This window comes from Terrabacter sp. 2YAF2 (assembly GCF_052114705.1).
Taxonomy (GTDB): Bacteria; Actinomycetota; Actinomycetes; order Actinomycetales; family Dermatophilaceae; genus Terrabacter.
Genome location: NZ_JBFRFG010000013.1, coordinates 50,244 through 70,182, shown reverse-complemented (window position 1 = coordinate 70,182; position 19,939 = coordinate 50,244). Strand labels below are relative to the sequence as shown.

At 70.0% G+C, this 19,939-nt stretch carries 16 protein-coding genes; 8 read left to right on the top strand and 8 right to left on the bottom strand.

Going from position 1 to position 19,939, the window contains the following annotated elements; genetic code table 11:
• Positions 1 to 35: 35 nt before the first annotated feature.
• The 7 genes from AB4030_RS14880 to AB4030_RS14850 all read right to left on the bottom strand — a co-directional run bounded on the left by AB4030_RS14880 (position 36) and on the right by AB4030_RS14850 (position 8,353).
• Positions 36 to 1,175 (bottom strand): ABC transporter ATP-binding protein, encoded by a 1,140-nt coding sequence (locus AB4030_RS14880; RefSeq protein ID WP_442279987.1) that lies wholly within the window; start codon positions 1,173 to 1,175, stop codon positions 36 to 38.
• A complete protein-coding gene (locus AB4030_RS14875) occupies positions 1,172 to 2,173 on the bottom strand; it encodes an ABC transporter permease (protein WP_442279986.1) in 1,002 nt (333 codons plus the stop codon). The genes AB4030_RS14880 and AB4030_RS14875 overlap by 4 nt, the downstream gene beginning before the upstream one ends.
• A gap of 126 nt (positions 2,174 to 2,299) precedes the next feature.
• Positions 2,300 to 4,078 (bottom strand): ABC transporter substrate-binding protein, encoded by a 1,779-nt coding sequence (locus AB4030_RS14870; protein WP_442279985.1) that lies wholly within the window; start codon positions 4,076 to 4,078, stop codon positions 2,300 to 2,302.
• Between the two features lie 51 nt (positions 4,079 to 4,129).
• Complete coding sequence (locus AB4030_RS14865; RefSeq protein ID WP_442279984.1) at positions 4,130 to 5,122, bottom strand: ABC transporter permease; 993 nt, start codon at positions 5,120 to 5,122, stop codon at positions 4,130 to 4,132.
• A 254-nt stretch (positions 5,123 to 5,376) separates the two neighbouring features.
• Complete coding sequence (locus AB4030_RS14860; protein ID WP_442279983.1) at positions 5,377 to 6,390, bottom strand: hemolysin family protein; 1,014 nt, start codon at positions 6,388 to 6,390, stop codon at positions 5,377 to 5,379.
• On the bottom strand, positions 6,387 to 7,883 hold the full coding sequence (locus AB4030_RS14855; protein WP_442279982.1) for a hemolysin family protein: 1,497 nt from the start codon (positions 7,881 to 7,883) through the stop codon (positions 6,387 to 6,389). Before AB4030_RS14855 ends, AB4030_RS14860 begins: the two co-directional genes overlap by 4 nt.
• A gap of 161 nt (positions 7,884 to 8,044) precedes the next feature.
• Complete coding sequence (locus AB4030_RS14850; RefSeq protein ID WP_442279981.1) at positions 8,045 to 8,353, bottom strand: 4a-hydroxytetrahydrobiopterin dehydratase; 309 nt, start codon at positions 8,351 to 8,353, stop codon at positions 8,045 to 8,047.
• 73 nt (positions 8,354 to 8,426) lie between these two features.
• Here AB4030_RS14850 and AB4030_RS14845 point away from each other — a divergent pair, with 73 nt between their 5' ends.
• The 5 genes from AB4030_RS14845 to AB4030_RS14825 all read left to right on the top strand — a co-directional run bounded on the left by AB4030_RS14845 (position 8,427) and on the right by AB4030_RS14825 (position 15,707).
• Positions 8,427 to 8,867 carry a (deoxy)nucleoside triphosphate pyrophosphohydrolase gene (locus AB4030_RS14845; protein ID WP_442279980.1) on the top strand — a complete coding sequence of 147 codons (441 nt, stop codon included), beginning with the start codon at positions 8,427 to 8,429 and terminating at the stop codon, positions 8,865 to 8,867.
• A gap of 97 nt (positions 8,868 to 8,964) precedes the next feature.
• Positions 8,965 to 10,863, top strand: a complete 1,899-nt coding sequence (typA, locus tag AB4030_RS14840) for a translational GTPase TypA (protein ID WP_442279979.1) — start codon at positions 8,965 to 8,967, stop codon at positions 10,861 to 10,863.
• A gap of 28 nt (positions 10,864 to 10,891) precedes the next feature.
• The gene (locus AB4030_RS14835; protein ID WP_442279978.1) at positions 10,892 to 12,655 is read left to right on the top strand and encodes an ABC transporter substrate-binding protein; all 1,764 of its coding nucleotides are present in this window, start codon (positions 10,892 to 10,894) and stop codon (positions 12,653 to 12,655) included.
• A gap of 27 nt (positions 12,656 to 12,682) precedes the next feature.
• Complete coding sequence (gene mshB, locus AB4030_RS14830) at positions 12,683 to 13,615, top strand: N-acetyl-1-D-myo-inositol-2-amino-2-deoxy-alpha-D-glucopyranoside deacetylase (RefSeq protein WP_442279977.1); 933 nt, start codon at positions 12,683 to 12,685, stop codon at positions 13,613 to 13,615.
• Between the two features lie 364 nt (positions 13,616 to 13,979).
• A complete protein-coding gene (locus AB4030_RS14825) occupies positions 13,980 to 15,707 on the top strand; it encodes a VanW family protein (RefSeq protein WP_442279976.1) in 1,728 nt (575 codons plus the stop codon).
• A gap of 77 nt (positions 15,708 to 15,784) precedes the next feature.
• On the opposite strand, the gene AB4030_RS14820 is transcribed toward AB4030_RS14825, so the two are convergent.
• Positions 15,785 to 16,930 (bottom strand): GNAT family N-acetyltransferase, encoded by a 1,146-nt coding sequence (locus AB4030_RS14820; RefSeq protein ID WP_442279975.1) that lies wholly within the window; start codon positions 16,928 to 16,930, stop codon positions 15,785 to 15,787.
• Between the two features lie 65 nt (positions 16,931 to 16,995).
• Here AB4030_RS14820 and fdxA point away from each other — a divergent pair, with 65 nt between their 5' ends.
• The 3 genes from fdxA (at position 16,996) to AB4030_RS14805 (ending at position 19,877) form a co-directional block, all read left to right on the top strand.
• Positions 16,996 to 17,322, top strand: coding sequence for a ferredoxin (gene fdxA, locus AB4030_RS14815; RefSeq protein WP_020143133.1), 327 nt, complete (start codon positions 16,996 to 16,998; stop codon positions 17,320 to 17,322).
• Between the two features lie 2 nt (positions 17,323 to 17,324).
• Positions 17,325 to 18,452, top strand: a complete 1,128-nt coding sequence (dapC, locus tag AB4030_RS14810) for a succinyldiaminopimelate transaminase (RefSeq protein ID WP_442279974.1) — start codon at positions 17,325 to 17,327, stop codon at positions 18,450 to 18,452.
• A gap of 144 nt (positions 18,453 to 18,596) precedes the next feature.
• Positions 18,597 to 19,877, top strand: a complete 1,281-nt coding sequence (locus AB4030_RS14805; RefSeq protein ID WP_442279973.1) for a citrate synthase — start codon at positions 18,597 to 18,599, stop codon at positions 19,875 to 19,877.
• Positions 19,878 to 19,939 lie beyond the last annotated feature (62 nt).

Genomic DNA, 19,939 nt, shown 5'->3' with positions numbered 1-19,939 from the left:
TCGACCGGGCGCGGTGGGGACGGACGGTGCGGGCATCACAGCGTCGGCTTGATGTCGTTCTCCCAGATGGTGGTTCGCTCCTCGCGGGTGAGGTGGCACGCGGAGTAGTGCCCCGGGTGCGTCTGGGCGAAGGGCGGCCGCTCGGTCTGGCTGAGGCCTCCGGTGCGGTCGGCATACGCGCAGCGCGGGTGGAAGGGGCACCCCGGCGGCACGTTGATGAGGCTGGGCGGGGCACCCTTGATCGGGCGCAGTCGCTCGGTGCGGACGCGGTCGAGGCGCGGCATCGAGCTGAGCAGACCCCACGTGTAGGGGTGCTGGGGACGGGTGAAGACGTCGTCCGCGGTGGAGTACTCGACCGCGCGACCGGCATACATCACCATGATGTCGTCGGAGAGCTCGGCGACGACCCCGAGGTCGTGCGTGATGAGGATGACGGCCGAGTTGAACTCCGACTGCAGGTCGCGGATGAGGTCGAGGATCTGCGCCTGCACGGTGACGTCGAGCGCGGTCGTCGGCTCGTCGGCGATCAGCAGGTCGGGGTCGCACGACAGTGCCATGGCGATCATCGCGCGCTGACGCATGCCGCCCGAGAACTGGTGGGGGTAGTCGTCGACACGGCTGGACGGCTGGGGGATGCCGACGCGGCCGAGCATGTCGATGGCGTGCTTCTTCGCGACCGAGGCGCTCACCTGGTTGTGGATCCGGTAGGCCTCGATGATCTGGTGACCCACCGTGTAGAAGGGGTGCATCGCCGAGAGCGGGTCCTGGAAGATCATCGCCATCCGCTTGCCGCGCAGCTCGCGCACCTGCTCGGGCTTGGCGCCGATGAGCTCGGTGCCGTCCAGCTTGACCGAGCCGGTCATGCGAACCGTGCCGGGTTTGTGCAGGCCCATGATCGACATGCTCGTGACGCTCTTGCCGGATCCGGACTCGCCGACGATCCCCAGCGTCTTGCCGCGTGCGACGTCGAACGAGATGCCGTCGACGGACTTGACGATGCCGTCGTCGGTGGGGAAGTGCACGCGCAGGTCACGCACCGACAGGAACGCGTCCGGAGCCGGCGCGCCGAGGCCCCCGATGCCGTCGAGCGCGTTCGCCGGCCGGGCGGCGCCCTTGGCCCCGCGGCGGGGCTGGTCGTCCGGCCGGCTGGTCGTGTCGTTGGTGGACTGGCTCATGAGGTACGCACCCTTGGGTCGACGACGGCGTAGAGGAGGTCAACGACGAGGTTGGCCACGATGATGAAGCCGGCACCGAGGATCGTCACCCCGAGGACCTTGGGCAGGTCGTTGTTGGCCACGGCGTCGACGGCGTACTTGCCGATGCCGTTGAGCGAGAACGTCGATTCGGTGAGGATGGCGCCGCCGAGCAGCAGGCCGAGGTCCAGGCCGAAGATCGTGAGGATCGGGGTCAGCGCCGCACGCAGTCCGTGGCGGACGACGACGTCCCGCTCCTTGAGCCCCTTGGCGCGCGCGGTGCGGATGTAGTCCTCGTTCATCGTCTCCAGCATGCCCGCGCGGGTCAGTCGCGCGTAGGCGGCGGCGTAGAGGAAGGACAGCGTGATCCACGGCAGGAGCAGGTCGTAGGCCCACTTGGCGGGGTTCTCCTGGAACGGGGTGTAGGACCCGCCCTGCGCGGTCCAGCCGAGGCCGTAGCTGAAGATCGACAGGGCCAGCAGACCCGTGAAGAAGATCGGCAGGGAGACGCCCGCCAGCGCGACGCCCATCGCGGTGCGGTCGAGCGGACTGCCACGTTTGAGCGCCGAGACGACGCCGGTGGCCACGCCGCCGAAGAGCCACAGGACCGCGGCGCCGGCGGCGAGCGACAGCGTGACGGGCAGGCGGTCCAGCAGGTCGGGCAGCACGGGGTTCTGCGTGATGAAGGAGTAGCCCAGGCAGGGCGCGGGGCAGGACTCGACCGATGCGCCGGTGTTGTACTCCGACCCGACGACGAGGCCCTTGGCGAAGCGGCCGTACTGGACCCAGATCGGGTCGGTGAAGCCGAGCCGTACGGCTGCGGCGTGGATCTGCTCCTGGCCGGCGCTCTTGCCGACGTAGCGCGAGGCGAGGTCGTCGGCGGTTGCACCAGCGATTCGCGGGAGCAGGAAGAAGATGGCGAAGGTGATGGCGCTCACGACGAAGAGCAGCACGATGGCGCTGATCAAACGCCGAATCATGTACGTCAGCAAGGGATTCGGCCGGACGCGGTGGCGGTGGGACGAACATCGTCCCGCCGCCACCGGTCTGCGCCTTCACCTACTTTCGGGTGGGTTGGGGCAGGGTGCGGCGAACTGCTGGTGGTGCTACTGCTTGACGCCCATGGCGGCGTAGTCGTACATCGTGAAGCCGTCGTTGACGAAGACGTTGGTGATCGTGTCGGGACGGAAGAGCAGGCCCTTCGACCAGACACCCGGGATCACCGCAGCGGCCTCCATGACGGACTTGTCGACGTTGCCCCAGATGGCCTCACGCTTCGTGATGTCGTTCTCGGCCATGGCCTGGTCGATGCCCGCGTCCACCGCCGGCACCTTGATGCCGAGGTTGGTGTTGCCGGACGGGCGGATGACCCGGCTGTCGACGATCTGCGAGAGGAAGCCGAAGCCGTCGGGCCAGTCAGCACCCCAGCCGTAGACGATGATGCCGAGCTTGTTGGCCTTGGCGTAGTCGGGCTTGCCGGCGTAGAGCTTCGTGTAGTCGGCCGTCGGGTAGGCCTTGATGTTGAGCTTGATCCCGACCTTGGCGAGCGACTGCTGCAGCGACTCGGCGGTCGCCTTCTCCTTCGGGCGCTCCGCGCGGTAGGAGATGTTGGTCTCGAAGCCGTTCGGCTGGCCGCACTTGGCGAGCTCGGCCTTGGCAGCGTCGGGGTCGCCCTGCGGCTTCGCCTTGAAGTTGTAGAGGTCGAAGTCGGCGTGACCCGGCACGCTCGGCGGCATGAGGCTGGTCGCGATCGCGCCACCGGTGTTGCCACCGTAGGCCCGCTGGTAGCCGGTCTTGTCATAGGCCAGCACGACGGCCTTGCGGCAGTCGATGTTGTCGAGCGGCGCGACGTCGCTGTTGAGGACCGAGAACCACGTGCGCGCGGCCTGGGCGTTGTCGGTCTTCGCCTTGAGGGTCGGGTCGGCGAGGATCTTGCCCTGCGACTCGGCCTGCACACCGGTGCCGGCGATGTCGACGTCGAGGCCGCCACTCTGGAGCCGGTTGTCGACGTCTGCGGCGTTGAGACCGAGCTCGACCGTCAGCTTGTCCGGTAGGGCCTTGCGACCAGACTCGGGGTCCGTCGCGGGGTCGTAGTTGGGGTTGCGGTCGAGCTCCATGTTCTTGCCCTGTGAGTAGGACACGAACTTGTACGGACCGCTCGAGACGACGTGCTCCTTGTACTTCGTGCCGGTGTCCTTGGCCGCCGGAACGGGAGCCGTGGCGGGCAGCTGCGCGAAGTAGTCGAAGCCGGAGAAGCCCGTCTTCAGCTTGAAGACGATCGTCTTGGCGTCGGGCGTCTCGATGGACTTCAGGTCGTCGAGGTTCTTGTCCTTGTAGACCGAGTAGCCGGAGGGGATGTCGGCGAGGAAGTCGTTGAAGTACGTCGGGCCGTTGGGGAACGTGTCCTTGTCGAGCTGGCGCGCGACGGCGTACTTGATGTCCTTGCTCGTGATCGGGGAGCCGTCCTCGTACTTCAGGCCGTCACGCAGGGTGTAGGTCCACGTCTTGTTGCCGTCGCTGGGCTTGCCGAGGCTCGTGGCGAGGTCGGGCACGAGCTTGGCGCCCTCTGCTCCGGGGGCCGCCTTGAAGACGACGAGGGTGCGAGCGTAGTTGCGCAAGAAGTTCCACGAGAGGCCGTAGTACGTGTCACCAGGGTCGACGGAGTCCCAGTCGCCGGCCATCCCGAAGCGGAGCGTCCCGCCCTTCTTGTCGGAGGCGTTGTAGATCTTGCCGATCGCCGCGTCCGCCGTTGGTGCGGCAGAACCACCGCCGCCCCCGGTTCCGTTCGAGCCGTTGGAGCCATTGCTGGCGCTTCCGCCACAGGCGGAGAGTCCCAAGGCCAGAGCGGCCGCGGCTGCGACCGCCATCATGCGGGTGTTCTTCATGGGTGAATGCGCTCCTTGCTTTCGGTCGAGCGAGACAGCAGGTCGCGGAGGTTACCGAGACCGTGGGTCGAGGGCGTCACGCAGACCGTCCCCGAAGAGGTTGAAGGCCAGCACCGTCACGAAGATGGCCAGGCCCGCCGGCAGCATGAACCAGGGGTCGATCTGGTACCACTTCGCGGCGTCCGCCAGCATGCCGCCCCAGGTGGCGCGTGGGGCCTGCACGCCGACCCCGAGATACGACAGGGCCGCCTCGAAGAGGATGTTGCTCGGGATGAGCAGAGTCGCGTAGACGAGGATCGGCGCGACGAGGTTGGGCAGCAGGTCCTTGCGCAGGACGTAGGGCGCCTTGGCCCCCATGATGCGGGAGGCGTCGATGAACTCGCGCTCGCGCAGCGACAGGGTCTGGCCGCGGACGATGCGGCCGATGTAGGGCCAGTTGAAGAAGCCGATGATGAAGACGATGACGGCGATGCGCAGGGTGTCGCCCGACAGGCCGAAGGAGTTGTCCGGGATGACGCCGACGAGGGCGAGGGCGAAGACGATCAGCGGGAAGGCCAGGAAGATGTCCATCAGGCGGCTGATCGTCGCGTCGACGGCTCCGCCGAAGAAGCCCGCGACGACGCCCATGACGGTCCCGATGACGACCGAGAGCAGGGTCGCGAGGAACGCGATGAGCAGCGAGATCTGCGAGCCGTAGAGGATGCGACTGAACAGGTCCCGCCCGTTGACCGGCTCGAGACCGAAGAGGAAGTCCCGGGAGACGCCGCCGAAGGGTGCCGTGGGGACCTGGAGGTCCGGGTCGATGAGGTCCTGGTGGAACTCGTTCGGTGGGTGGCCCAGCACGTTGACGATGAGGGGCGACAGGATCGCGACCACCACGAGGAACACCACGAAGAACCCGCCCGCGAGCGCGATCTTGTCGCGCTTGAGGCGTGCCCAGGCGATCTGGCCGAGCGAACGCCCCTCGATCCGCTTCTCGCCCTCGAGCACTGCCTCTGGTGCCACTGACGCGGCTCCGGGCTCGGTCTCCAGTGGAGTGCTCATGGGTGCCGTCACCTCCGGGTCATGATTCGTGCCGGAGACCGGGTCGGCCCTCCAACATGCTTCGCAGCAGCCGCAACCTATCGCCCCCATGACTGCGCGCCCCATCATTCAGCGGCATGTCACGCTCAGCAACCGACTTGGCCGAATCGTGACGCGGTGGAGATCTTTCGGCGTCCTGCCCCGCGGGACCGGAAGATCGCCCGCACCGGACATTCCTCCCAGCAGGCGTTCAGGCACGGCCCCCGGGGCTGTGGCTACGCGTCCGTCTCGTCGTCGAACCGACCGAGGACGCGCTCGAGCAGGTCTTCCATCGTCACGAGCCCGACCGGCGTGGAGCCGTCGTCCACGAGGACGAGCTGGGCGTGCTGGGCCCGCATCACCGACACGGCGTCGAGCAGGGAGAGCCCCGCGTCGACGTGGACCACCGGCGTCGTGACGGTCGTGACAGGGGCTGCGGGGGCGGCACGCAGGATGTCGCGGACGTGGGCGATGCCCACGGCGTCGTCTCCCTCACGGACGACGAGCCTGGAGCGGCCGCTGTCTCGCGAGACGGCCTCCGCCTCGGCGCAGGTGGTGGTCGTGGCGACCGCGACGAACGCCTCGACCGGGACGACGACATCGGTCAGCGGGGTCGTGTCGAGGTCGATGGCGCCAGCGAGCACCCGGTGCTCCGGCTCGGCCAGCAGGCCGTGGTCCTTGGAGCTGGCAATGAGGAGCTGGAGCTCCTTGGGACTGTGCACCTGGCCGAGCTCGTCCTGCGGTGTGACGCCGACGAGGCGAAGGCAGCCGTTCGCCATGGCGCCCAGCAGGCTGAGCGCAGGGCGCATGACCCACGCGAACCCGCGGAACGGCAGCGCCAGCAGCACCGCCGACCGCTCGGGGTGGGCGATGGCCCACGACTTCGGGGCCATCTCGCCGACGACCATGTGCAGGAACACGACGATCGCCACGGCCAGCACGACCGAGACGACGTATGCCGCCGCGTCCGGGACGCGGACGAAGGTGAACACCGGCGTGAGCAGCTCGGCCACGGCGGGCTTGGCCAGGGACCCGAGGCCCAGCGTGCAGAGCGTGATGCCGAGCTGCGCGCCGGCCAGCATGAGCGACAGCTCGCGACTGCCGCGCACGGCAGCCCGTGCCGCCACGCTGCCGCGCTCGGCGAGGACCTCGAGGCGGTGCCGCTTGCTGGCCACGAGGGCGAACTCCGCAGCGACGAAGAAGGCGTTGAGGACGAGGAGCAGGAGGGAGACCAGCAGGGCGGTGGTCATCGGCCGGCCTCCGTCCCGGCGTCTGCCGCGCGGTCGGTGTCGAGCGCCTGGAGATCCGACATGAGGTCGAGCACCTCGACGCGCACCGACGACGGGACGTGCCGCTCCACGGCCTCGACGGTGAGGCGCACCGACACCGGCAGGTGCCGGCTCTCGGGCTCGTGGTGGTGCTCGCGCGCGTCGACGGGTTCGCCCGGGAGGGACTCGTCCTTGCTGCCATCACCGTCGCCGGGGTGACGGTCCGGCGCGGTCTCGCGGCGCGCCACGAGGTGCACCTCGTCACCAACGAGGGCGGTGCGCCCGAGGTCCGCGAGGATGAGCCCGCTGATCGTCGAGTACTCGTCGCTGCTCTCGAGTCGCAGGTCGGTGGCGGTGTCGAGCTCGTCGAGCCGCAGGTGCCCGGGCACGCTCCAGGTGTCAGGGGAGGTTTCGACGACGCCGGGCTCGGGCCCGTCGTCCTCGTCGAGGATCTCACCGACGACCTCCTCGGCGATGTCCTCGAAGGTGACGATGCCGGCGAAGCCGCCGTGCTCGTCCACGACGACGGCGAGCTGCCGGTGGTCGGCCCGGATCTGCTCGAGGACGCGGGGGAGCGGAGCGCTCGTCGGCACGACGGTCGGGTCGGACACGACCGAACCGACCGTGGTCGTCGCGCGGCGGTCCGGTTCGACCGCGAGCACCTCGGCGATACCTGCGACACCGACGATGTCGTCGCCGTCGCGGCCGGTCACCGGGAAACGCGACCAGCCGCTGTCGAGCAGGCCGACGAGGTCGGAGACCATGGCGTCCGCGTGGACCGTCGTCACGCGCACGCGCGGCGTCATGACGTCTCCGGCGTCGAGCTCGCGGAAGCGCAGCCCACCCTCGAGGACGTCGGACAGGTCGTCGTCGAGCAGGCCGCCGGCGTGCGACTCGTCGATGATGCGGGTCAGGTCCTCGGCCGTGGCGCCCTGCTCGAGCGCCTCCACCGGTTCGATGCCGACCGTGCGCAGCAGGGTCGTCGACGCCCGGTCGAAGAGGCGCACGAGAGGTCCGGCGAACCTCAGGTACACGAGGGTCGAGCGGCTCAGCGACCGGGCGAGCGGCACGGTGCGCGCGATGGCGAGGTTCTTGGGCGCGAGCTCCCCGAAGACCATCTGCACGACGGTCGAGAAGACGAGGACCGCGGTGACCGAGAGGCTGAGGCGGGCGGCATACGACATCGAGGGGTCGAGCAGCTCGGCGATCCCGACCCCGACGAGGGGCTCGGAGACGTAACCGACGAGCAGGGCGGTCACCGTGATCCCGAACTGTGCGGCGGACAGGGTGAAGGACAGCTGCGACGTGACGCGGAGGGCGCGCTGGGCGGAGGCGTCACCGTCGTCGGCAAGCTGCCGCAGGGCGTTCCGGTCGACGGCGACGTAGGCGAACTCCTGGGCCACGAAGTAGCCCGTCGCCGCCGTCAGCGCGAGGATCAGCACGATCCCGAGGCCGATGCCCAGGGCGGTGCTCATGCGGTCACCACCCGGGTGGGCAGGCGGTGGGTCAGGGGTGGCCGGACAGGGTCCGGCCAGGGACTATGGCCCTCCCGGGACTCGGCGCGCGAGTCGGAGCGTGAGCGGGATCGCATGAGGCGATCCTAAGTTACGGGTGGGACCCGTCCTTCCGCGCGACGTCAGGTGGTCGCGGCGGCGCCCTTCCGGGCGGCCTCCTGGCTGATCTGGTGCGCGAGCTCGACGTCGAGCTGGGTGAGGCCACCCTCGGAGTGCGTCGAGAGGGCGAAGGCGACGGTGCGCCACCGGATGTCGATGTCGGGATGGTGGTCCATCGTCTCGGCCGCGGCCGCCACCTCCTGGACGAGCGCGATCCCGGTGAGGAACGCAGGAGCCTCGAAGGAGGCCCGGATGGTGTCGCCGTCACGCGTCCAGTCGGGCAGGTCGCCCAGCTGGCGCTCGATCTCCTCGTCGGTCAGCCGTCGTGTCATGCAGTCCAGTAAACGCCCCGCCGTGCCCGCCCGGCCCGTCCGGACGCTCCGCTGTGGCACCATCGGGGGCGCCATGAGCAGCACAGACCTCCGCCCGCACCCGGTCCGCCTCGTCGTGGGGGCGGCCGTTGTCGACGACCTGGAGTGGCCGACCCGGCTCCTGGCGGCGCGGCGCACCGAGCCCTCGGCCCTCGCCGGCGGCTGGGAGCTGCCCGGCGGCAAGGTCGACGACGGCGAGTCGCCCCTCTCCGCCCTGCACCGGGAGCTGTTCGAGGAGCTGGGGGTGCGCGTGCGCCTCGGCGCGCACGTGCCCGGCCCCCAGCCGGGTGCGACGTGGCCCCTGGGCGATCGGTACGAGATGCTGGTGTGGATGGCGGAGGTCGTCGAGGGGACGCCCGAGCCCCTCGAGGACCACGACGAGCTGCGCTGGCTGGGGCTCGAGGAGCTGCGCTCCGTCGCGTGGCTGCCCGCCGACCTGCCCATCGTGGAGACGCTCGCGGCGATGCTGCGGTGACGCCCCGCTCGGGAGTCGACCGCCCGTGTGCACCCACGACGAACACCCACGACGACGTGGTCCGAACCACCCTCCAAACCCTGAGAGACTGTTCCTCATGCCCATGAAGACCCGCGCGGACATCCGCAACGTCGCCATCGTCGCCCACGTCGACCACGGCAAGACCACCCTCGTCGACAAGATGCTCTGGCAGTCCGGCGCGTTCGGCGAGCACCAGCACGTCGACGAGCGCGCGATGGACTCCGGTGACCTCGAGCGCGAGAAGGGCATCACGATCCTCGCGAAGAACACCGCGGTGCACTACACCGGCAAGGCCGCCCAGGACCGCGGCCTGACCGAGGGCGTCACCATCAACATCATCGACACCCCCGGCCACGCCGACTTCGGTGGCGAGGTCGAGCGCGGCCTGTCGATGGTCGACGGCGTCGTCCTGCTCGTCGATGCGTCCGAGGGCCCGCTGCCCCAGACCCGTTTCGTGCTGCGCAAGGCGCTCGCCGCGAAGATGCCGGTCATCCTCTGCATCAACAAGGTCGACCGCCCCGACTCCCGCATCGCCGAGGTCGTCGACGAGGCGTACGAGCTCTTCATGGACCTCGACGCCACCGAGGAGCAGATCGACTTCCCGATCGTCTACGCGTCGGCCAAGGCCGGCCGTGCCTCGACGGAGCGCCCCGACAACGGCGGCCTCCCGGAGGGCGAGGACCTCGAGGCCCTCTTCGAGACGATCCTCGAGACGATCCCCGCGCCGACCTACGACGACGAGGCGCCCCTGCAGGCCCACGTCACCAACCTGGACGCCTCCAACTTCCTCGGCCGCCTCGCCCTGCTCCGTGTCTTCAACGGCACGATCAAGAAGGGCCAGCAGGTCATGTGGTGCCGCCACGACGGCTCGCAGCAGCGCGTGAAGATCACCGAGCTGCTCATGACCGAGGCCCTCGAGCGCAAGCCCGCCGAGGAGGCCCGCCCCGGTGACATCATCGCCGTGGCCGGCATCCCCGACATCACCATCGGCGAGACCCTCGCCGACCCCGAGAACCCGGTCCCGCTGCCGCTCATCACGGTCGACGAGCCGGCCATCTCCATGACGATCGGCACCAACACGAGCCCGATGGTCGGCCAGGTGCGCGGCTCCAAGGTCACGGCCCGCATGGTCAAGGACCGCCTCGACAAGGAGCTCATCGGCAACGTGTCGCTGCGCATCCTCAACACCGAGCGTCCCGACGCGTGGGAGGTCCAGGGCCGTGGCGAGCTGGCCCTCGCCATCCTCGTCGAGCAGATGCGCCGCGAGGGCTATGAGCTGACCGTGGGCAAGCCGCAGGTCGTGACGCGCGAGGTCGACGGCAAGGTGCACGAGCCGGTCGAGCGCCTGACGATCGACACCCCCGAGGAGTTCCTCGGCGCGATCACGCAGATCATGGCCGCCCGCAAGGGCCGCATGGAGCAGATGACCAACCACGGCACCGGCTGGATCCGCATGGAGTTCCTCGTGCCGAGCCGTGGCCTCATCGGCTTCCGCACCGAGTTCCTCACCGAGACCCGGGGCACGGGCATCGCCCACCACGTCTTCGAGGACTACGAGCCGTGGTTCGGCGCCATCACGACCCGCACGAGCGGTTCGCTCGTCTCCGACCGCAAGGGCGTCGTCACCTCCTACGCCATGGTCAACCTCCAGGAGCGCGGCACGCTGTTCGTCGAGCCGACGACCGAGGTCTACGAGGGCATGATCGTCGGCGAGAACTCCCGCGCCGACGACATGGACGTCAACATCACCAAGGAGAAGAAGCTCACCAACGTGCGGGCCTCCTCCTCGGACAACTTCGAGAAGATCGTTCCGCCCCGCAAGCTCAGCCTCGAGCAGAGCCTCGAGTTCTGCCGCGAGGACGAGTGCGTCGAGGTGACGCCCGAGTCGGTCCGCATCCGCAAGGTCGTCCTCGACGCCGGTGAGCGCGCCCGCACCGCGTCCCGCGCGCGTTCGGCGGCGAAGGCCGAGGGCTGACCGAGCGGTGCCTGTCGGAGGGCGAGGCGTGGTCCGTGGGCTGACCAGGTCGGTCGTCGCCGGGTGCGGCGCTGCCCTCCTGGCGGCGGCCGCAGCCGCGTGCACGGGCTCGGTCGAGTCCGGCGGCACGCAGGCGACGCTGGGCGACGCCCCGCCGGTGTCGAACGGGGACGCCCAGCGCGGCGGCTCCCTGCAGGTGCTGGTCGCGGGCACGGTCGCGACGTGGGACCCGCAGCTGATGTACGTCGGGCCGGAGGCGTTCTTCGCCCAGCGCACCTTCGCCCGCGGCCTCACGGCATACGGCACGGGGGCCCACCAGCGCGACATCCTGGGCGACCTGGCCACCGACGCCGGCACGCCGAGCGATGGCGCCCGGACGTGGGCGTTCACCCTGCGTCCGGGCCTGACGTGGCAGGACGGCTCGCCGATCACGTGCGGCGACGTGCGTCACGGCGTGGCGCGCACCTTCGACCGGCGCACGCACATCGGCGGCACGAACTACGCGAGCTTCCTGCTCGACATCCCGACGCAGGTCACCCCCGAGGGCCTGGAGAAGCCGGTCTACGCCGGCCCCTCCGACAAGGCGCACGAGGCGGACTTCGAGCGAGCCGTCTCGTGCAACGGCCGCACCATCACCTTCCGGCTGCGGGACTCCGAGCCCGACTTCCCGCGCATCGTGGCGCTCCCGGAGTTCGCACCGCGCAAGGCGTCCGCCGACACCACGAGCGACAAGGCGTCGTATGCCGTCATGTCGAGCGGGCCCTACCGACTCAAGGAGCCGTGGGTGGTCGGTCAGGGCGGCACCTTCGTGCGCAACGAGCACTGGGACCCACGCACCGACCCCATCCGCCAGGCCTACCCCGACGAGATCCACGTCTCCTCGGGGCTCGGGGAGACCGCCGTCATCCAGCGACTGCTCAACCAGCAGGACGACGACGCCTACGCCGTCTCGTGGGTGCAGGCCAGCCCCACGCTGCGCAACCAGGCGGGGACCGGGCTGCAGGCACGGCTGACGTTCCCCTACACGGGCAACGTCGACTACCTCGCCGTCAACATGCGCAGCAAGGTCATGGCGGACCCGGCCGTGCGCAAGGCCCTCGAGCTGTCGACGAACCGCGCGACGTACGTGACCGCCACGGGTGGTGAGGGCGCCGGGACGCCGGCGTGGTCGATCCTGTCGCCGACCGTCGACCCCACGTCGGTGACGCCACCTCCGGGCGCCCGTGTCGAGGGCGACCCCGAGGGGGCCCGCCGGATCCTCGAGCGGGCGGGGGTGAAGCTGCCCGTCCCGCTGCGCGTCGTCTACGCCCGCTCGGTGCTCGGCGACAAGGCGTATGCCGCCCTGGCCGCCGGGTGGGAGCGCGCGGGCTTCGACGTGCAGCTCACGGGCGTGCCGCCCGAGGAGTACTACGAGACGATCGAGAAGCCGACGTCGGTCGCCTCCTACGACGTCTTCCGCGGCGTGTGGACGCCCGACTGGCCCTCCGCCGGTGGTGTCCTGCCCGCGCTGTTCGACTCGCGCATCAACATCGACTCGTCAGGCCCCGGTCAGGACGTCGGCTACTTCAGCAGCGACGCCGTCAACGCCCTCATCGACAAGGCCGACGCCACGGCCGATCCTGCCGCCCGCGCGAAGGTGTGGGAGCAGGCGGACGCCGCGGTGCGCGGAGCGGGCGGCTACATCGCCCTCTCGGCGACCAAGGCTCTCTACCTGCACGGCTCGGGCGTCCAGTCCTACGAGGACCACCCGGTCGGCGGGATCGTCGACCTCGCCACGGTGGCCGTGCGCTGACCATCCCCGATCCGAGAGGCCCCCACCGTGCCGCGACTGCTCTTCGTCCACGCCCACCCCGACGACGAGACGCTGACGTGCGGCGTGACGATGGCCCACCACGTCGCTCGCGGTGACGAGGTCCACGTCCTCACCTGCACCCTCGGCGAGGAGGGCGAGGTCATCCCTCCCGGACTCGCCCACCTCGAGGGTGACCCGGACGACCGTCTCGCCCCGTACCGCCACGGCGAGCTGACCCGTGCGCTGTGCCGCGTCGGCGCGGTCATGCACGTGCTCGGCGAGGACCCCGGGACGGGTCGGCTCTCCCGCTACCGCGACTCGGGCATGGTGGGCTCGCCGGCCGCGGCACGACCCGAGGCGTTTGCCGCCGCGGACCTCGACGTGGCGGGCGGTCTCGTCGCCGACGTCATGCGCGAGGTGCGGCCCGACGTCGTCGTGACCTACGACGCGCACGGCGGCTACGGCCACCCCGACCACGTCCAGACCCACCGCGTCACGCGGCGGGCGCTCGAGCTGCTCGACGACACGGACCGCCCGGGCCGCGTCTTCGAGATCCTCACCCCGATCGGCTGGGCGCGGGAGGACCGGGCCTGGCTGCGCGGCGCCGACCCGGAGCGGCTCGACACCTCCGCGTGGTGGGCCGAGCAGGAGCTGGGGGCGGACCGGCCCGCGGCGCCGAGCCTCGTCGTCCCGGCGACCGACGACCCGTTCGCGCCGTCGGTCGTCGACGACGGCCGTGTCACCCACGCCGTCGTCGACGGGCCGGCGCGCGCAGTCCAGAACGATGCCCTGCGCGCCCACGCGACGCAGGTCATCGTCGCGAGCGAGGACGTGCACGCCCTGTCCAACCTCGTCGCGGCGCGGACCACGGGCCGTGAGGGCTTCCGTCGCGTCGACCCGTTGACCTGGGAGACGCTCGGAGGAGCCGTCGAGCCCGGCGAAGCCGGCCTGCTCGCCTGACTCAATCGAAAGAGCAATCCGTCCGCTCTCACCAATCGAAAGAGCAATCCGTCCGCTCTCAGTCCTGTGAGCCGTGCGCACCTGACGATCGAAAGAGCAATCCGTCCGCTCTGGAGGCCCGCCAGCCGGGTCGCTGGGCGGACGGATTGCTCTTTCGATCGGACTGGGGGCGCTCGGTGAGTCTCGGGCCCGTGGGCCCGCGCGGACGCTGAACAAGCGACCTCCAGTGCCCTTCAGTGTCGCGGCGCACCGGCGGCAGGACGGCTAGACGTTCGACCATGGCGATTCGGGGGTCACCTCTCGGGTTTGGTGACCGGCTGGCGTTACCGTCGTGCCACTCGATGTCCCCTTGCCCGGAGAGCCGATGGCCGACGACTGGTACGACGACACGCGCCCGGAGCGGCGCTCGACGCTGCTGCGCCTCTTCGTCGCTGCCGTCGTTCTCGGCGGAGGCTATGCCGGCCTGTGCGTGTGGTCCTCGGAGCACGTCCCGGCGACGGTGTCGGTGGGTGGCATCCAGATCGGCGGCATGACCCCCGAATCCGCCCGAGCAGCCATCGCGCGGGGCTCGCGCTCGCTGGTCGCGACGCCGATCGCGCTGGACGTGCCCGGGCGCGACAGCCCGGTGCAGGTGGTGCCGAGCGACGCCGGGCTCACCGTCGACGCCGACCGCTCGATCGACGGGCTCACCGGCTTCACTCTCGACCCCCGCGTGGTCTGGGGCCGGCTCACGGGCTCGGTCCGGGCGCCGTTGCTGACGAGCACGGACGACGACGCGCTGACCGCGTACCTCGACCGGATCGCGCCCACGGTGGCCGTGGCACCCGTCGAGGGCCGCGTGACGTTCCCGGGAGGTGCCGTAGCGGTCGACATGCCGGTCCCGGGGCACACCCTCGACGTGGCCGCGACGAAGCTGGCCCTCCGCAGGGCCTTCCCCGACTCGACCCAGGCCACGGCGGTCCTCCGTGAGGCTCCACCGCGGGTGAGCGGCGAGATGGTCGAGCAGGTCGCCGCCGAGTTCGGCAGCACGGCGATGTCCGCGCCGCTGACCCTGGTGTCCGGTGCCAAGCGGGTCCAGCTCCCCCCGACGGAGTTCGCTCCGTACGTGTCAGCCGTCCCCGACGACTCGGGCCGTCTGGCGCCACGTTTCGACGAGGCCGCCCTCGCCCGGTTGGTGGCCAGCAAGCTGCCCGTGACGACGCGCGCTGCCAGCAGCGCACGCTGGGAGTTCGAGACGGGCAACGGCAAACCCCGCCTCGTCCCGTCGGTCGATGGTCTCGCCGTCGACGAGGACGCCTTGGCCAAACGGGCTGTCGCCGCCATCTCCGGCACGAACCGGACGGTGGACGTGAGCGCCTCCGCGGCCCGGCCGCCGTTCACGACGGAGGACGCCCAGAAGGCGGGCGTCACCGATCTCGTCGTCGACTTCCTCTCACCGTTCCCCACGAACGACGCCACCCGCACGAACAACCTCGTCTTGGCTGCCAAGCGCATCAACGGCACGTACGTCCCGCCCGGAGGGACCTTCAGCCTCAACGGGATCCTCGGCGAACGCACCGAGGACAAGGGGTATGCCGACGGCACCGTCATCATCGACGGTCGCCTGACCCGTGGCACCGGCGGCGGCATCAGCCAGGTCTCGACGGTCGTCTACAACCTCGCCTACTTCGCCGGGGTGGACTTCCTCGAGTTCAGCCCACACGCGTTCTTCATCCCGCGCTACCCGGAGGGTCGGGAGGCCACGGTCTACTGGCCCACGATCGACAACAAGTGGAAGAACGACACCCCCCACGGGATGCTCCTGCAGACCTGGGTCGAGGGCGGCAACGTCCACGGGAGGGTGTGGAGCACCAAGACGTGGGACATCGCATCGGTCAAGGGTCCTCGTCGAAATGTCACGCCGCCCAAGACCATTCGCAACGACAGCCTGAAGTGCTACCCGCAAGAGGCCAATCCGGGCTTCGACGTGACAGTGACCCGACAGTGGCGGCGTCCCGGGTCGAGCGCGCTCGTCAAGAGCGAGCCCGTGACGACGCACTACGTCCCCGAGGACCACATCATCTGCACGAACCCGCAGGCGACTCCGCCCTGACGCGGGGCCACGACCGGCCACGACCGGCCACGACCGGCCACGACCGGCCACGACCGGCCACGACCGGCCAGCACCGGTCAGGCGGACGGACGGGTGAGGTAGGTGTACTCGTGGTGCACTCCGAACCCGAGTCCCTCCCAGAACGCCACGCCATCGGTGTTGTCTGCCGAGACCTGCAGGTAGATCGCCGGCATGTTGTTCTCGCGCGCCACCATGGCGACGGCCGAGACGAGCGTCGTCGCGAGTCCCTTGCGCCGGTGGTCGGGGTGCACCCAGAGGCCGAAGATGCCGGCCCAGCCCGGATGGATCGCCATGCGGGCCACGGCGACGACGCGGTTGCTGTCCGGGTCGTTCACCGACAGGAAGAGCTGCCCGTCGCTGCCCGTGAGGACGGCCTCCGTGGCGCCCGGCACGATCGAGCGCTGTTCGGCGTAGGCCTGGAGCCAGTCCATCTTCAGCTCGGCGTCGGCGACGACCGGGGCCGAGGCCTCGGTGAGGGGCGGGACCGCGGCGGACAGGCCCGTCATGATCACCACCCGCTGCCAGTCGTCGCGACCGCCGCCGACGGCATAGCCCCGGTCCAGCAGTGCGGCGGCAACGGGCAGCTCCTCGACGACGAACCCGCGCTCGCCGTGCACCTGGAAGACCGGCGGGCGGCCGCGGTCGGAGTACCACTTCTCGACGAAGTCGATGGCCTTGTCGAGGGGCAGGCTCGGGTCGCCGACGACGAGCGCCGAGTTGGCGCGCCCGGTGAATCCCTCCGAGGCGCGCAGCACCCAGTCGCCGAGGCCGCCGCGGTCGAGGGCCTGCCAGCCCTTGGCCATGAGCTTCTCGAGGTCGTCGGCCGAGATGCGCTCGTGGGCGCGACCAGGACGGCTCGCCGGCGGCGGCACGTCCTTGGCAGCGATGACGTCGGCACGGATGAGCTTGACCCGTTCCGTCTTCGTGTCGATGACGAGGAAGTCCTCGTTGCGGGCCACCAGCTCGCCGAGGAAGTCGGTCGCGCCGGCCTCTGCGCCCTCAGCCAGTCGGTAGCGCACGACGACACGGCTCCCCACGGTCAGCGCAGCGCTGAGCCGGTGCCCGACGGTGTCGGTGAGCTCGCCGGCGTCCTCGAGGGGCCCGCCTCGGGAGCTGGTCTCGGAAGAGCTCTCGGAAGAGCTCTCGGTGCCCGAATTCGGGTTGGTCTCATCGGTGGGGCCGTCGGTGGGCTCGCCGTTCATGTCCGGCATACTAGGCGGTGCAGCATCCGCTCCCGAACGCCTCACAGCAGGAGGTCCGCACCCCCATGACCTACGTCATCGCCCAGCCTTGCGTCGACCTCAAGGACCGTGCCTGCATCGAGGAGTGTCCGGTCGACTGCATCTACGAGGGCAAGCGCTCGCTCTACATCCACCCCGACGAGTGCGTCGACTGCGGTGCGTGCGAGCCCGTCTGCCCCGTCGAGGCGATCTACTACGAGGACGACGTCCCCGAGCAGTGGGCCGACTACTACAACGCCAACGTCGAGTTCTTCAACGACCTCGGCAGCCCCGGCGGTGCCGCCAAGCTCGGCGTCATCGACAAGGACCACCCCCTCATCGAGGCGCTGCCGCCGCAGGAACACGACGAGTGACCGTGCCCGGCGCGCCCGTGCGCGGGCTCGACCTTCCGGACTTCCCCTGGGACTCGCTCGCGCCGTACAAGGCGCGAGCGGTCGCGCATCCGGAGGGCATCGTCGACCTGTCGGTCGGCACCCCCGTCGACCCGACGCCCGAGGTCGTATGCCGTGCGCTGGCCGATGCGGCCGACGCACCGGGCTACCCGCTGACGGTCGGCACCGCCGACCTGCGTGCCGCGATCTGCGAGTGGTTCGAGCGCCGCCGCGGGGTTGCCGGGCTGACGGCCGACGCCGTCCTGCCGACGATCGGCAGCAAGGAGCTCGTCGCGTGGCTGCCGACGCTGCTCGGCCTCCGCGCCGGTGACGTCGTCGGCATCCCGGCCGTCGCCTACCCGACCTACGACATCGGGGCGCGCATCGCCGGTGCGACGAGCGTCGTCGCCCAGTCGCTGACGAGTCTCGGCCCGCTCACCGCTGCGACGACGCCAAAACTGTTGTGGCTCAACAGTCCCGGCAATCCCAACGGGCAGGTGCTGGGTGTCGAGCACCTCCGCAAGGTCGTCTCGTGGGCGCGTCAGCACGGCGTGGTCGTCGCGAGCGACGAGTGCTACGCCGAGCTCGACTGGCGCGAGGGGCAGGTCGGCACGGCGACGCCGAGCATCCTGCACCCCGACGTCTGCGACGGCGACCACACGGGCCTGCTCTCGGTCTACTCCCTCTCCAAGCAGTCCAACCTCGCCGGCTACCGCGCGGCGTTCGTGGCCGGGGATCCCGCGATCATCGGGACGATCCTCGAGGTGCGCAAGCACGCCGGCATGATCATGCCCACACCCGTCCAGCACGCCATGGCGGTCGCCCTGCGCGACGACACCCACGTGCAGGCGCAGCGGACGGCATACGCCAGGCGGCGTGAGCTGCTGCTGGCCGCGGTCGCCCGTGCGGGACTTCGGGTCGACCACTCCGAAGCCGGGCTCTACCTCTGGGCCACACGCGAGGAGGACTGCTGGGCAACGGTTTCCGAGCTCGCCGAGCGCGGGATCCTCGTCGCGCCCGGCTCGTTCTACGGAGCGGCCGGGAGCCGGCATGTCCGGATCGCCCTCACGGCGACCGACGAGCGCGTCGCCGCCGCCTGCTCCCGGCTCTGACGGCCGGCCTCCGGCGCCGATCGGCCGCATCCCCGGGCGGTGGTGCGGAACAGGCCTGTTTTCTCCGTCGACCCGACGCTGGGGTAACGTCGCTCGCGGATACGTCCGGCGAGTTGGGCCGGAGTTACAAGAGGCGGAGGAACAGTGACGAAGGCAGTGGACGCGACACTCAGGGTCGCAGACAAGGAACTCACGTTCCCGGGCGTCGGCGCGGTCGACGGCAACGACGGGCTCGGTGTTGGCTCGTTGCTCAAGGAGACCGGCCTCGTCACCTACGACGTCGGGTTCGTCAACACCGCGTCGTGCAAGAGCGCCATCACCTACATCGACGGTGACGAGGGCATCCTGCGCTACCGCGGCTACCCGATCGCCGAGCTGGCCGAGAAGTCGACGTTCGTCGAGGTCTCCTACCTGCTCATCTACGGCGAGCTGCCGACTCCCGAGGAGCTGACGCGCTTCGAGGACTCCATCCGTCGGCACACGATGCTGCACGAGGACCTCCGCGCGTTCTTCAACGGCTTCCCGCGCGACGCGCACCCGATGCCCGTGCTCAGCTCGGCGGTCTCGGCGCTCGGCACGTTCTACCAGGACAGCCTCGACCCCTTCGACCAGGAGCAGGTCGAGATCTCGACCGTCCGCCTCCTCGCCAAGCTGCCGACCATCGCGGCCATGGCGCACAAGAAGAGCGTCGGCCAGCCCTACATGTACCCCGACAACTCGCTGTCGTTCGTCGAGAACTTCCTGCGGATGACGTTCGGCTACCCCGTCGAGCCCTACGAGGTCGACCCGACCGTCGCCAAGGCCCTCGACCTGCTCTTCATCCTGCACGCCGACCACGAGCAGAACTGCTCGACCTCGACGGTGCGTCTCGTCGGCTCGGCCCACGCGAACCTCTTCAACTCGGTCTCGGCCGGCATCCACGCCCTGTCCGGCCCGCTCCACGGCGGCGCCAACCAGGCGGTGCTCGAGATGCTCGGCAAGCTCCACGAGTCGGGCGACGACCCGAAGAAGTTCATGGAGAAGGTCAAGAACAAGGAGGACGGTGTCCGCCTCATGGGCTTCGGGCACCGCGTCTACAAGAACTACGACCCGCGCGCCGCGATCATCAAGAAGGCCGCCGACGACATCCTCGAGAAGCTCGGCCAGAACGACCCGCTGCTCGAGATCGCCAAGGGCCTCGAGGAGATCGCGCTGGCCGACGACTACTTCGTCGAGCGCAAGCTCTACCCGAACGTCGACTTCTACACCGGCCTCATCTACAAGGCCATGGGCTTCGAGTCGAAGATGTTCACCGTGCTCTTCGCCATCGGTCGCCTCCCGGGCTGGATCGCCCAGTGGCGCGAGATGATGACCGACCCCGAGACGAAGATCGGCCGCCCGCGCCAGATCTACACCGGCGAGCCCGAGCGGTCCTACCCCGCCTGAGCCAACTGGCTCGCACCACGTCGCCCGGACTCCGGCCCGTCCCGCACCAGCGGGGCGGGCCG